Genomic DNA, 13,064 nt, shown 5'->3' on the forward strand with positions numbered 1-13,064 from the left:
CCCCGCACGGCGGAGGGGCGGACCCGGAGGCGACTCCGGGCCCGCCCCTCCCGTGCGTCAGGGGGCCAGCAGGTTCAGCCAGGTCCCGGTCCGGACGGTGCCGTCCGCGGGCAGTCCGCGGGCGGACTGGAAGGAGCGCACCGCGGTGTCCGTCGCCGGGCCGAAGGCGCCGTCGACGGTCAGTCCCGCACCGCGGGTGTTCAGCAGGTACTGCACGGCGGAGACCGCGGGACCCGAGTCACCCGGTTTGAGCGTCGCGACGACGAGCGGCTGCCAGGTCGCGGGGCCGACGACGCCGTTCGAGGGCAGGCCGCGCGAGGTCTGGAAGGAGCGGACACCGGCGGCGGTCGTGATGCCGAAGACGCCGTCCACGGCGAGTCCCACCCCGCGGGCGTTCAGCAGATACTGCAGGGCCCTGACCCGGGTGCCGCTCTGGCCCTGCTGCAGCAGCGGCCAGTCGGGCGCGGGGGTGCCGGCGCCGGTGGGCAGCGGGAAGGGCAGCGGGAGCAGCAGTTGGGTGTTGCGGGCCGTCGGCGCTCCGCGCCGCAGGTCGATGCCGCGGCCGACGGCCTGGATGTCGTTGGCGGCCAGCTCGCGCGCCAGCGAGGCGAGCGCGGCGGGGGTGCCGGTGTCGCCGCCGTACGCCAGAGGCGCGTCCGCGTCGACCATCGTGGTGAAGATCGACAGGTAGCCGCCGCCCTCGGCGATCTCGACGATCCGGGACTGCACGGGCCAGTCGATGTGCGAGGCCGTGTTCACCTCCCAGAAGCCGGCGCTGAGGGCGGAGGTCCAGGCGGGCTTGTGCGCGGTGACGTTGTTGGTGTGCGTATGGCCGTCCACCATCAGGACGACGTTCGGGAAGCGGAGCAGCTTGTCCCGCAGGTCCGCGCCGCTGTAGGGCGCGTCGCCGTCCGTGTTGTCCATCGAGTCGAGGGTGTGGTGGCAGCAGACGACGATCAGCTTGTCCTTGACCCCGGGCTGGGTGACGACGGTGCCGGGCCCCGTGCCGTTCGCGCGGTCCGTCTCGTAGCGTGAGGAGTTCGCCCGCAGCTGCGCGTCCAGCCACTCCCACTGCGCGGTGTCGAGGGCCCCGTCCGCGCCGCCGTTGGCGTTGGTGGTGTCGAGTACGAGGACCTGGACGAGGTCGGAGGGGCCGGAGGGTATGGCGTAGTAGGCCCGGTCGCTGCCGGAGGTGAAGCCGTGTCCGGCGGGGGTGCCGGTGGTACGGAAGTGCTCGGCGACGAACTCGCGCCGCTCCAGCAGGCGTCGTGCGGGGTCGGCGGTGACCTTCTCGGTGTCCAGGGTGAAGTCGCCGGTGATGATGTCCGTCAGCAGCTCGATGTAGTAGGCGGGCCCGTTGTCGAAGACGTCGGGGACGCCCTCGATCTGGGTGATCTTCGTCGAGCCGGTGGCGATGCTCTTGAGCGGGTCGAACGGCAGGACGTCCGGCGCGACGTTGCCCTGCACGAGGCCGTCGTGGTTGCCGTAGGCGGCGTACCAGGGCATGCGCAGCCCGCCCGCGGTGAAGGGCCTGCGGGCGGCGGCGAGCAGTCCGGTCACCAGGGGGAAGCCGGCCAGCTCGTTGTTGTCGGCGGGGCTCTGCCGGGCCTGCGGGTGCCAGTAGTGGACGTCGGTGCCGAACCGCCCGCTGCTCACGCTCTCGTCGAGGGCGAGGTTGCCGGAGTCGGGGGTGACGGTGTTGCCGTCCAGCAGGTCGATGTACCAACGGGTCTCGTTGTACTGGCAGTTGTCGACCGCGTCGCCGGTGACGACGGTGAAGGCCAGCGGGGCGCCGGTCCGCGGTCCGCGTCCGATCTGGCGGACGGCGCGGCACATGGCGTCGGTCGTCTGCGTCGACAGGAACTCGTGCGCGCGGTAGGCGGACTCGGTCGGATACGAGTTGTAGTGCGGGGGGCCGTAGTCGGCGAGCCGGTCCAGGCATTCGACGCGCAGCGGCGACTGGTCGTCGACGATGTGCAGGTCGGACATCTGGGCGAAGGCGATCAGTGAACGGGTCACCACCGGAGCGGTGACGTTCGCCAACTCCTTGCGGATGAGGTGGGGTTCACCGGGCCCCGCGATGACGCCGCGGTAGCCGGAGCCGAGGTCCGGGCCGCGCAGCAGCGTCCGGTCCACCGTCGACAGGCCCGGCACGGCACCGCCGTCGGCCGCCGAGGCGGCGGAGGCGATACCGGTCAGCCCGGCCGGATCGACGGCGGCGGCCGCCACGCTCACGGCGGCCGCCATCAGCATTCTTCGGCGAGTCAGAGACATTACGCATCCTGTTCGGTCGTCAGCCACCGTGCGCGGGCAGCACGGAACGGCGAGGGGAGACGAGGGAGGTGCGCGAACCACCCGGTCGTGGAGCGGAGGACCGGGCCCGCCAAGAGTGGCAAAGGCTGGGCCCGACCGCAAGGAGTGGTTCAGCCACTCATCCACTTTGTCACTGACTCACTGTGCGGTACGGCAGGTGACGGCATGACGCGACCCCGTACGGACCTTCGCGCACGGCCGTACGGGGTCGCCGGAGGGGGCCGGACCGGACCGGCCCCGGGTGCGGGGAGGGGGGTGGTCAGCTGTTGGCGTTGAGGACCGGGTAGTAGCCGCTCGCGTGGCCCTTGGCGGTGGGGTGGTAGGACTCCCAGCTCGGCGAGACCACCAGGGAGTGCAGCCAGTCGTCGCCCGAGCAGAGCTCATGGCCGTTGAACGTGCCCCGGACGTCGCCGAAGACAAAGCCGTGGGCGGCGGCGCGGGCTGCTATGACGCCGTCGATGACGTCCGCGGCTTCGTCGATCTTGCGGTGCTTGGTGTCGGAGAGCCCGACGCAGAACACGTTCAGGGTGTAGACGCGCGGGTAGCCCAGGACCACCACCTTGGCGTTGGGGGCCTTGGCGCGGATCGCGTTGTAGGTGGCGTCCAGGCGGGCGGGGAGGGTGTTGCGCGCATAGGTCTCGGCCTGGTTCACGCGGTTGACGCAGTCGGTGTCGGAGCCGACCACACAGGTGGTCATGACGTCGGAGAAGCCGGCGTCGTTGCCGCCGATGGTGAGGGAGACCAGTCCGGTCGAGGAGTTCAGCGGACCGAGCTGGTTGTTGGTCACGTCCGTGGTCACCGCACCCGAGCAGGAGGTGTCGGCGAACGAGGAAGGGGCGTGGGCGTTCTTCCACAGGTACGGGTACGCGCTGAAACTCCGGTGGCAACTGCCGCTGGCGCTGTCGTAGTTCCCGGCACCGTTGCCGGCCGAGTAGGAGTCCCCCAGCGCGACATAGGCGGGCCCGGCGGCGTGTGCCGGGCTCGACAGCAGCAGGCCGAACACCATGGCGAGGAGGAGGGTGGTCAGGGCCGACAACGACGTGGTGCGTCTCACGGAACCTCCCTGGGCGGAGAGCTGACTACCACTTGGTAGCGCCGGATCCGGGGCTGTGGGAAGTGTCCATGACAATGCAATGTTAAAATTTCTCCCCGCGTAGACTCCGCGCCCGACGCGCGTGGCCGCACCGCAAGGGATCACGGCGAGGGCCCGGCAAGTCGGCGGCGGGCGGACGCCCATGGCGCACGGCGCACCACCGTCCCGCCCGGAACCGGACCGCTGTCGAGCCGGACCGGGGCGTCCCGCTCGGCGACGGTGCGCACAGGGCCGTCCAGGAGGTCCACGAGGAACTGAGCCGGCCTCAGATCGGCCGGCGGCGACCGGGGGCGATCCGCCGCACGCCTCCCGGCCCGCTCCGACCGGGCGTGGCCGAACGTCGCGAACAGCCGCTCCGCGCCCGGTCGCGGACGGGCCGGAGCGGCCCGAGGCCGAACTCACGTTCCGAGGAATCCTCCGCCGGATGGCAGGATGCTTGCGATGGAGGTTGTCCACGCCACCACAGGGCAGGCGGGGCAGATCCGGAGGAGGCCCGTTGAACCGCGAGAACCACCGTGTCGTCGTCCTCGTGCTGGAGGGCGCGAAGCCGCTCGACGTCGGCATCCCGGCGCAGGTGTTCTCCAACCGGCCGAGCATGCCGTACGAGGTGCGGGTCTGCGGCGCCGCGCCCGGGCTGGTGACGGGCGGGGACGGCCTGTCCTACCACGTGGCCGAGGGCCTCGAGGCCTTCGAGCGGGCCGACACCGTCTTCATCCCCGGCTACCGGGAACCGGCGACCACGGAGCCGCCGGCGGCGGTCGTCGGCGCGCTCATGGCGGCGCACGAGCGCGGTACCCGGCTCGCGGCCATCTCCACCGGGGCGTTCGCGCTGGCGGCGACGGGCCTGCTGAACGGCAAGCGGGCGACGACGCACTGGCACTACACCAAGGCCCTGGCCGCCCGGCATCCGCTCGTGCGGGTGGACGAGAACGTGCTGTTCGTGGACGAGGGCGACGTACTCACCTCGGCCGGCGCGGCATCCGGCATCGACCTGTGCCTGCACCTGGTACGGCGCGACCACGGCGTCGGGCTCTCCAACCACGTGGCGCGACGGCTGGTGGCGGCGCCCTATCGCAGCGGGGGTCAGGCCCAGTACGTACCCCGGAGCGTGCCCGAGCCGCTCGGCGACCTGTTCGCGAGCACCCGCGAGTGGGCCCTGGCGCACCTCGCGGAGCCGCTGACCCTCGAGGCGCTCGCCCGCAACGCCCGGGTGTCGGCGCGCACCTTCTCGCGACGGTTCGTGGAGGACACCGGGTACACACCGATGCAGTGGGTGCTCCGGGCCCGGGTGGACCTGGCACGCGAACTGCTCGAACGCACCGATCTGGGCGTGGAGCAGATCGCCGACCGGGTCGGGCTCGGCACCGGTGCGAACCTGCGGCTGCACTTCCACCGCATCCTCGGCACCTCACCGACGGAGTACCGGCACACCTTCTCGGCGTGAGCGCCCGCGACCCGCCGGTGGGTGGCGAGATCCTTGCGGACGGTGGCGAAAGGTCTGGCGGGATACTTGCGCATGCTGTCGTTCAGGCCACTGCCGGTCCGGCGTCCCGGTGCCGACCATGGAGGGCGGAAACGAAAGGAACCCTCCATGACCCGCATCGCCGTCAACGGATTCGGCCGCATCGGACGCAACACCCTCCGCGCCCTCCTCGAGCGCGACAGCGACCTCGAAGTGGTCGCCGTCAACGACCTCACGGCCCCCGAGTCCCTCGCGCACCTGCTCAAGTTCGACAGCTCCCTCGGCCGCCTCGGCCGCTCCGTCGAGGCCGACGGCACCGACCTCGTCGTCGAGGGCCGCCGCATCAAGGTGCTCGCCGAACGCGAGCCCGCCAAGCTCCCCTGGGCCGAACTCGGTGTGGACATCGTGCTCGAGTCCACCGGTCGCTTCACCTCGGCGGACGCCGCCCGCGCGCACATCGACGCCGGAGCCCGGCGGGTCCTGGTGAGCGCTCCCTCCGACGGCGCCGACGTGACCCTGGCTTACGGGGTGAACACCGAGGAGTACGACCCGGCCCGGCATGTGATCGTCTCCAACGCCTCGTGCACCACGAACGCCCTGGCTCCGCTGGCCTCCGTGCTGGACGACCTCGCCGGCATCGAGCACGGCTTCATGACCACGGTGCACGCCTACACCCAGGAGCAGAACCTCCAGGACGGCCCGCACCGCGACATGCGCCGCGCCCGCGCCGCGGGCGTGAACATCGTGCCCACCACCACCGGGGCCGCCAAGGCCATCGGCAGGGTGCTGCCGAACCTCGACGGCAAGCTGTCGGGCGACTCGATCCGCGTGCCGGTACCGGTGGGCTCGATCGTCGAGCTCAACACCACGGTCGCCCGCGAGGTGACCCGCGACCAGGTGCTCGCGGCCTACCGCGCCGCCGCCGACGGCAAGCTGAAGGGCGTCCTCGAGTACTCCGACGAGCCGCTGGTCTCCAGCGACATCACCGGCCACCCGGCCTCCTCGATCTTCGACGCCGCTCTCACCCGGGTCGACGGCCGGCACGTCAAGGTCGTGGCCTGGTACGACAACGAGTGGGGCTTCTCCAACCGCGTCGTCGACACCCTCGAACTGCTCGCGCGCGCCTGAGCGCCACCCGGCGGCACGCGGCCGGGCGCGAACGCCCGGCCGCGGGGCCGGTGACGTGCGCCCGGTGGTCTCCCGAACGCAGGCGAGGCCCCGTCGGCGACGGCAAGCCGCCTGACGGGGACCTCACCCGAGCGGGCCACCGTACGCTCAGAGCCTCAGAAGGAACTCGAAGACCGCCTGACGGCCCTCGTCGCTCGCCGCCCTGCTCTGCACCGAGTGCGCGGCGCCCTTCACCACCACAACCCGGGCGCGCGGCGTCAGCTTCTTCTGGTCGTAGAGCCATTCCAGGGGCGTCGACAGGTCCCGGTCGCCGCCGAGCAGCAGCACCGGTACGGCCGGGAGCCGGCGGTGCTCGTTCGGGAGCGGCGGCACCGGGGTGCGCGGCCAGTCCAGGCAGCTGAGCATCGAGCCGAGGCCCGTGGCCGTGGCGGCGTCGAAGGGGCCGTAGTCCGCCGGGGTCAGTTCCGCGCCCGCCTTCTCCAGCGCCTCCCGGCGCCCGGCCACCGCGGTGTCCGACCGGCCCCACGGGTACCGTCCGTCCAGGCACAGCGTCGAGGCGTGCAGCCCCTGGCTGAGCTCCTCCGCGGTCGCCGCGCTTCCCTGCCGTACACCCTCGATCAGCCCGCGCAGGTGACCGGGGTTCCCGTTCGCCGCCTCGTGCAGGGCGTCGATCATCTCCGCGTAGTCCGGGTCCACGAACTCCCACGTGGTCAACGCGTCCAGCACGTCGACGCCGTTGCCGTAGGTGTCCACCACCTCGGCCAGATCCGCCGCCGGGTCCGTCCGGCAGCCGATGCTCTCGCAGGCCGCCCTCAGCACGCGCGGCGCCGCTCGCATGGCGGCAAGGTCCATGGGGTCGTAGCCGGTCTGCGGCACCACCGAGTCCAGCACCAGCCGCGCCACGTGCCGCGGGTGGGCCAGGGCGTACCGCTCGGCGGTGTACGTGCCGTACGAGACCCCGTCGAGCGTCATCTTTCGCACGCCCAGCGCGCGGCGGAGCAGTTCCAGGTCGGCGACCGTGTCGTTCGTGCCGTAGAAGCGGCGGTCGGGACCGATGGCCGCGGCGCAGTCCCGCACCGCCTGGGACGTGGGCGGCGTGAGGTCGGACGACCCCATCTGCTCCTGCAGCCCGGGGCATCGCAGCGCGTTGCCGCCGGTACCGCGCTGGTCGATCATGACCAGGCGGTAGTCCTCCAGCACCGGGGCGAGGACCTTGCTCAGCCGTTCCACGAAGGGAACGCCCGGCTGGCCCGGGCCGCCCGTCAGGAACAGCAGCACCCCCTTGGGGGCGTCCGCGTTGTCCCCCATGGCCACTTTCAGGCCCAGGCGGCCCCGTGCGGCACCGCTGTGGTCGAGCGGAACCGTCAGCGTGGCGCAGCTGAAGCCTTCCAGGCCGGGGCACGCCGCGGTGCCGGAGAGCCCCCCGCTCCCCCCCGCCTGCCCCGCGGCGCCCCGGTCCTGTGCCGACGACGTGCAGGTGCCCGACACCATCAGCAGCGAAGCGGCGGCGAACGCGACCGCCGCCAGTGCTCCGCGCCTCCGCGTCCCGCGCGTCCCCCGCGCCTTCCCGGCCCCGCGTGTGCTCCGCGTCCCGCGCGTCCCCCGCGCCTTCCCGGCCCCGCGTGTGCTCCGCATCCCGCGCACCCCCGCCCTCCGGCGTCTCCGTGCCCTCTGCAGTTCGTCGGGCATCAGACTGCGTCAAGCGGGTTCGCCACCGCGAGTCCGCGTGCCACGATTCGAGCAGGTTCGAAGGGTCCGGGGGCGAGGGGTGGCAGGGGAAGAATGATCGAACTCACCGTGGACGCCGCCGGGTTGGCCCGGTCCCGCTTCGTGGTGTCGCCGCTGCACGAGGTCGCGTCGACGTTGCTGCCATGGGGGCTGCGCCCCGGCCCGGACGCCGATCCCTGGGTCACGCGCGCCCGTCGCGTGCTGCGCCGCGCACGCCTGCCGCTGCTGTCGGAACTGGCGCTGGACGGCGGCGGCTATGTGCCGGACTTCCTCAGTCCCCATCCGGCCGGGCCCTCACCCACCGTCGAGGAGGAACTGGAGCGGGTCCGGTCCACGCCCCCCGAACGCGTCCTGGGCGAGCTGGAGGCGCTGCGCGACGGGCGCCCGTGCAACGGGCTGGACGGGGCGGAGCTGCCGCCCGAAGTGCGGCGGGCGATGGGCCGGGGCGGCCGGTACGTCGCCCTGCGGGCCGCGGAGGAGCTGCGGCGCTACTGGGAGCTGGCCTTCGCTCCGCACTGGACGGACGCGAAGGCCGCGCTCGACTCGGAGGTCGACCGGTGCGCCGGTGTGCTGGCCCGGCACGGGGCGGACGGGATGTTCAACTCGCTCCACCCCGGCATCCGGTGGGCGGCCGGCGCGCTGCGCGTCGACAGCCGGTTCACCGTGGGGATCGCCGCTCCGCTGGTGATCGTGGTGCCCTCGCTGGTCGCCGGGGCGCCGGGTGTGACGGTGGACCCGGTACGCGGAGGCCGGCGACCGCCGATGGTGTCCTATCCCGTACGCGACAGGCCCGCCACGCCGGCGCCCGCGTCCGCCGAGCTGGCCAGGCTGCTCGGCCCCACCCGCGCCGGGCTGCTGAGCGCGCTGGCCCGGCCGGCCTCCACCACGCAGCTCGCGGCACGTCACTTCCTCAGTACCGCGACGGTCTCCTACCACCTGGGCGTGCTGCACCAGGCCGGCCTCGTCGCCCGCTCCCGGTCGGGGCGGACGGTGCTGTACCGGCGGACGGCGGCCGGTACACGGCTGTCCGCGATTCGGTGAACGGCGTCGGCGAAGCCCCCGTACCCCGTGACGGGGCGGCGTCCGGCGCACCCGGCGGGCACCCCGGAAGCCGAGGGTGCCCGGAAGCCGAGGGCACCCCGATTGCCGAGGTGCCGCGGGTGCGCCGGCCGCGTACGCCGCTCAGGCCGTGATCGTCTCCCCGGGCAGCGACAGGTCGAGGTCGACCAGGCGCTCGTCACCGGCGTGCGTCGCCGCCGAGGCGAGCGGGCCGTGCCCGACGGCGCGCGCGGCGAGCACATACGGCCCCTCCGCCGGTACGGCGAGCGCATAGCTGCCGTCCTCCGCGGACAGCGTCGAACCCGCCTGCCGGCCGCGGCGGTCGATCAGGGTGACCTTGGCGCGGGCGACGGGGGCGCCACCGGCTCCCAGGACACGACCGCGGAAGCCGCTCAGGATCTCCTCCGCCCGCGCCACGACGGCCTCCTCCTCGCTGCTCGCGCGCAGCTGCAGCCCGGCCGCGGGGCGCCGGCCGGGCAGGCCGAGCGCGAGCAGCAGGCCGACGGCGACGGCGCCCGTGGCGATGAGGAACGAGACCTGGAAGCCGTGCAGGGTGGGTACGGCGACGCCGTTCACGTGGTTCGCGGTGTTGGCCAGCACCATGCCGATCACGGCGCTCGACACCGAGGTGCCGACGGACCGCATCAGGGTGTTCAGGCCGTTGGCCGCACCCGTCTCGGAGGCCGGGACCGCGCCGATGATCAGCGCGGGCAGCGAGGAGTACGCCAGACCGATGCCGGCGCCGAGGACCACCGCGGTGAGCACGGTCTGCCAGACGGCGTCCATCAGGCCGATGCCGCCGCCGTAGCCGGCCCCGATGACCAGCAGGCCGAGGATCAGGGTGATCTTCGGACCGAAGCGGGCGGACAGGCGGGCGTAGACGGGGGCGGTGAACATCATCGTCAGGCCCAGCGGGGCCACGGCCAGGCCCGCGACGACCATCGACTGGCCGAGGCCGTAGCCGGTGGCGGCGGGCAGCTGGAGCAGCTGGGGCAGGACGAGGGAGACGACGTAGAAGCTGACGCCGACCATGATCGAGGCGAGGTTGGTGAGCAGCACTTCGCGGCGGGCGGTGGTGCGCAGGTCGACCAGCGGCGCCTTCACCCTCAGCTCCAGCAGGCCCCACAGCAGGAGGACGACGGCGGAGGCGCCGAAGAGCCCGAGGGTGGTGCCGGAGGACCAGCCCCAGTCGCTGCCCTTGGTGATCGGCAGCAGGAAGAGGACCAGGCCGGCGGAGAGGCCGAGCGCCCCGAGCAGGTCGAAGGAGCCCTTCGCACGCATGGGCGATTCGGGCACGACGGCCAGCGCGAGCACGATGGCGAGCACGCCGAGACCGGCCGCGGCGTAGAAGAGCGCGTGCCAGTTCGCGTGCTGGGCGATCAGGGCCGCGCCGGGCAGCGCGAGGCCGCCGCCGACGCCGATCGACGAGCTCATCAGGGCCATCGCCGATCCGAGGCGCTCGCGCGGAAGCATGTCGCGCATCAGGCCGATGCCGAGCGGGATGGCGCCCATGGCGAAGCCCTGCAGGGTACGGCCCACGATCATCGTGAGCAGCTCACTGGTGACGGCGCTGATCACCGCGCCCACCACCATGACCGACAGGCTGGCGATCAGCATCCGGCGCTTGCCGTACAGGTCGCCGAGGCGGCCCATGATCGGGGTGGCCACGGCGCCCGAGAGCAGGGTCGAGGTGAGCACCCAGGTCGCGTTGCTCGGGGCCGTGTTCAGCAGCTGCGGCAGGTCCTTGATGACCGGCACGAGCAGGGTCTGCATCACCGCGACAACGATGCCCGCGAAGGCGAGGACCGGGACGACCGCCCCGGTGGCTCTCGGAGCGGGCTGGTCGGTCGTCGTGAGCGTCATGGAGCGGGGCCTCCGGGCGGGGAAAGGACCGTGGTGATGGTCGTTCGTGTGGCGTACACCCTGGCCAACCCCGTATGCCGAGGCAACTATTCCGCGACGCGCCCGGCCCAGAACATGCATTTGACCTGCCTATTTGCCGCTCGGCCCGGACCCTCCGGCCCACCCGCCCGCGGCCCGCCACGGCGCGACCGCCAGCACCTCGGCGGCGCGCCCGCCCGGCCGTCGCGGCAGTGGCACCACGCAGGGCTCATCCGGCGGCGGCCTCGCGCTCACCGGCGCGGGCGGCGCGCTGCTCCTCGGCGGCTCCGCGCCCCTCGCCCTCGGGCTGGGCGCCGTGATCATCGTCGTCGTACGCCGCCGGAGCGCCGCCTGACGCTCCACCGGCACCGCGCGCGATGGCCGCCATACCCGTCGGGGCGTGGCGGCCGTCGTCGTACGGGGTGCCCGGACGGAACCCGGAGCGGCGGTCTACGGCACCGCGACGAGCGCCACGGGGGCGCCGGTGAAGGCGTCGAGGAGGATCCGCCCGCCGAGCGGCCGTTCCAGCCGGACCGTCACCGGGTCGATGACCAGCTGCTTCGTGCACACGCCGTCGCCCGAGCCGACGATCGAGGCGGAGAGCACCACACTGTCGCGGGTCTCGAGCACGTCGACGGCCGCACCGTCGTCACAGGCGCCGTGCCCCGCCCGGACGGTGACACTGCGGCCGCCCTCGGCGACCTCCCGCAGCCCGTGCAGAGGCATCGAGTCGTCGGTGACCTCGGTCAGGGCGTCGATCGGGGCCTCCGGCGACTTCGCGGGGCGGATCGCGACCCGCTGCAGCGGGGTGTCGTAGCCGGCGATCGTGAAGTGCCAGGCGGGGACACGCGCCTCACCGCCGCTGGTGAGCAGCGTCATCTCGCCGAACGTGGCCTTCGTGACGGTCAGCGGATCCTTGCGGCCCGTCGAACCCTTGCCGAGCAGCTCGTACGCCTGCTGCGCGGTCATCGGCGTGACGGGTCGCGAGGTCCCGTCCGCCCAGCGGATCCGCCCTTCCGGCGCCTTCCCGGGAAGCTTGCCGCGCAGGGCGAAGTTCCGTGTGAGGTAGGCCTGCTTGTCCGCGTCGGTGCGGAAGGCTCCCTCCGGCAGCCGGACCACGTCCTCCAGCGGGTAGAAGCCCTCCCGCCACAGCCGGGCCGCCTCCGCGCCCCGCCACGCCTCGGCGACCTCGCGCATCCGCCCGGCGGACGCACCGCTGTCGCCGGCGCCGGACACCGTCTGCGCACCGCACCCCACGGCTCCCGCGGCGAGCAGGCAGACCACACCCAGCAGTGTGAACGATCGCATGACGCCTCCCCAGGCACTGCCGCCACCCATCCCTCGCACCTGTGACGTGCCACCTCGGCATCGGGTTCCGCGCCACCTCGGTATCAGGGCCCGCGCCGCTCCCGGCGGCCCCGCGGCTGCCGTGCGCGACGGATCACCAGCCGTCCCCCGCAGGCACCGCGGGTGGGTTCACGCGATCGCCCACCCATGCAGCAGGCTGCCGGCGTTCAGGCCGATGCCGTCGGCAGCCGCCCGCTCCCGCGGAGGACCGCCCGGCCACCGCGCAGCCGAGCAGCCCCATCGCCGCCACGGCGAGACCGCCCACAACGGCCGCCACGCCCCCGCGGCGGAGGCACGACCGGTACGAGTCGTTCACCTGGCCCGAGGCAGAGATCGTGGTCACGGCGGACAACACACCCGGATCCGGAAGCAGACCCGACGACCACGGGGCCCATGCGATCGCACCCGGCGGCAGCAGCCTCCGGCGCGGCCGCTCCGGCGAATTGCCGGGCCGGCTTCGCGTTCCGCGCCGGGGCGGACGGATAGCGTCGTACTCGTCACGGGCCCCGAAGGGGCTTTCCCACCAGGAACCTGGAGCACCCGCATGCCCGCGTACGGATTCTTCGTGGAATTCGAGGCCCGCCCGGGAAAGGAGGAGGACGTCGCGCAGTTCCTGGTCGAGGCCAAGGCACTGGTCGACGCGGAACCGGGCACGTTGGCGTGGTTCGCCTTCCGCCTGGGGCCGTCCTCTTTCCGCATCTTCGACGCCTTCGAGACGGAGGAGGACCGCGAGACGCACTTGCAGGGCGAGGTCCGCCGGCGCATCGAGGCCTTGGGCGACGACCTGTTCGCCGTGCCGCCCGTCATCACCCCGGTCGACGTCCTCGCCGCGAAGCTGCCGGGCTGACGGTCACCCGGCGGGGACTCCCGTAAGTGCGGGAAAGCACCGGTCCGTCCTCACGGGTCGGTGTGCGGGGGTTCGGGCCGGACCTCGATGGACCCGGCGGCCGTGGAGCTTCGGCGCCGGTGGTGTTCCCGGAAGCCCCGCGGGTGACAGCATCCTTCCCCGGTGAGCCGTGACGGAGTGGGGGGAAGCCGTGGGGCAGGGAGACG

At 73.1% G+C, this 13,064-nt stretch carries 10 protein-coding genes; 5 read left to right on the plus strand and 5 right to left on the minus strand.

Features of this window, described 5'->3' with window-relative positions; all coding sequences use genetic code 11:
• Positions 1 to 57: 57 nt before the first annotated feature.
• Both AB0F62_RS05460 and AB0F62_RS05465 read right to left on the minus strand, forming a co-directional pair.
• Positions 58 to 2,274: a TIGR03767 family metallophosphoesterase gene (locus AB0F62_RS05460; RefSeq protein WP_361792431.1), complete on the minus strand. Its 2,217-nt coding sequence runs from the start codon at positions 2,272 to 2,274 to the stop codon at positions 58 to 60.
• A gap of 298 nt (positions 2,275 to 2,572) precedes the next feature.
• Positions 2,573 to 3,367, minus strand: a complete 795-nt coding sequence (locus AB0F62_RS05465) for an SGNH/GDSL hydrolase family protein (protein WP_361792433.1) — start codon at positions 3,365 to 3,367, stop codon at positions 2,573 to 2,575.
• Between the two features lie 535 nt (positions 3,368 to 3,902).
• Here AB0F62_RS05465 and AB0F62_RS05470 point away from each other — a divergent pair.
• Both AB0F62_RS05470 and gap read left to right on the plus strand, forming a co-directional pair.
• Positions 3,903 to 4,850, plus strand: a complete 948-nt coding sequence (locus AB0F62_RS05470; RefSeq protein ID WP_361792435.1) for a DJ-1/PfpI family protein — start codon at positions 3,903 to 3,905, stop codon at positions 4,848 to 4,850.
• A gap of 147 nt (positions 4,851 to 4,997) precedes the next feature.
• A complete protein-coding gene (gene gap, locus AB0F62_RS05475; RefSeq protein WP_361792437.1) occupies positions 4,998 to 5,996 on the plus strand; it encodes a type I glyceraldehyde-3-phosphate dehydrogenase in 999 nt (332 codons plus the stop codon).
• A gap of 147 nt (positions 5,997 to 6,143) precedes the next feature.
• Here gap and AB0F62_RS05480 read toward each other — a convergent pair whose 3' ends face one another.
• Entirely contained in the window at positions 6,144 to 7,304 is a 1,161-nt protein-coding gene (locus tag AB0F62_RS05480; RefSeq protein WP_361792439.1) for an alpha/beta fold hydrolase, read from the minus strand.
• 474 nt (positions 7,305 to 7,778) lie between these two features.
• Here AB0F62_RS05480 and AB0F62_RS05485 point away from each other — a divergent pair, with 474 nt between their 5' ends.
• Complete coding sequence (locus tag AB0F62_RS05485) at positions 7,779 to 8,765, plus strand: helix-turn-helix domain-containing protein (RefSeq protein ID WP_361792441.1); 987 nt, start codon at positions 7,779 to 7,781, stop codon at positions 8,763 to 8,765.
• Between the two features lie 141 nt (positions 8,766 to 8,906).
• Here AB0F62_RS05485 and AB0F62_RS05490 read toward each other — a convergent pair whose 3' ends face one another.
• Positions 8,907 to 10,766 (minus strand): MFS transporter, encoded by a 1,860-nt coding sequence (locus tag AB0F62_RS05490; RefSeq protein ID WP_361792443.1) that lies wholly within the window; start codon positions 10,764 to 10,766, stop codon positions 8,907 to 8,909.
• A gap of 13 nt (positions 10,767 to 10,779) precedes the next feature.
• Here AB0F62_RS05490 and AB0F62_RS05495 point away from each other — a divergent pair, with 13 nt between their 5' ends.
• Complete coding sequence (locus tag AB0F62_RS05495; RefSeq protein WP_361792445.1) at positions 10,780 to 11,019, plus strand: hypothetical protein; 240 nt, start codon at positions 10,780 to 10,782, stop codon at positions 11,017 to 11,019.
• Between the two features lie 95 nt (positions 11,020 to 11,114).
• Here AB0F62_RS05495 and AB0F62_RS05500 read toward each other — a convergent pair whose 3' ends face one another.
• Entirely contained in the window at positions 11,115 to 11,972 is an 858-nt protein-coding gene (locus AB0F62_RS05500) for a hypothetical protein (RefSeq protein WP_361792447.1), read from the minus strand.
• Between the two features lie 583 nt (positions 11,973 to 12,555).
• Here AB0F62_RS05500 and AB0F62_RS05505 point away from each other — a divergent pair.
• Complete coding sequence (locus AB0F62_RS05505; RefSeq protein WP_361792449.1) at positions 12,556 to 12,858, plus strand: antibiotic biosynthesis monooxygenase; 303 nt, start codon at positions 12,556 to 12,558, stop codon at positions 12,856 to 12,858.
• The last annotated feature ends 206 nt before the right edge of the window (positions 12,859 to 13,064 follow it).

The sequence above is a fragment of the Streptomyces sp. NPDC026673 genome, assembly GCF_040638135.1.
Taxonomy (GTDB): Bacteria; Actinomycetota; Actinomycetes; order Streptomycetales; family Streptomycetaceae; genus Actinacidiphila.

What these genes read in the sequence shown, in the direction of transcription:
- AB0F62_RS05485 (WP_361792441.1), top strand. Translation starts at nt 7,779, where the DNA reads ATGATCGAACTCACCGTGGACGCCGCCGGGTTGGCCCGGTCCCGCTTC.
- gap (WP_361792437.1), top strand. Translation starts at nt 4,998, where the DNA reads ATGACCCGCATCGCCGTCAACGGATTCGGCCGCATCGGACGCAACACC.
- AB0F62_RS05480 (WP_361792439.1), bottom strand. Translation starts at nt 7,304, where the DNA reads ATGGGGGACAACGCGGACGCCCCCAAGGGGGTGCTGCTGTTCCTGACG.
- AB0F62_RS05490 (WP_361792443.1), bottom strand. Translation starts at nt 10,766, where the DNA reads ATGCATGTTCTGGGCCGGGCGCGTCGCGGAATAGTTGCCTCGGCATAC.
- AB0F62_RS05460 (WP_361792431.1), bottom strand. Translation starts at nt 2,274, where the DNA reads ATGTCTCTGACTCGCCGAAGAATGCTGATGGCGGCCGCCGTGAGCGTG.
- AB0F62_RS05500 (WP_361792447.1), bottom strand. Translation starts at nt 11,972, where the DNA reads ATGCGATCGTTCACACTGCTGGGTGTGGTCTGCCTGCTCGCCGCGGGA.
- AB0F62_RS05505 (WP_361792449.1), top strand. Translation starts at nt 12,556, where the DNA reads ATGCCCGCGTACGGATTCTTCGTGGAATTCGAGGCCCGCCCGGGAAAG.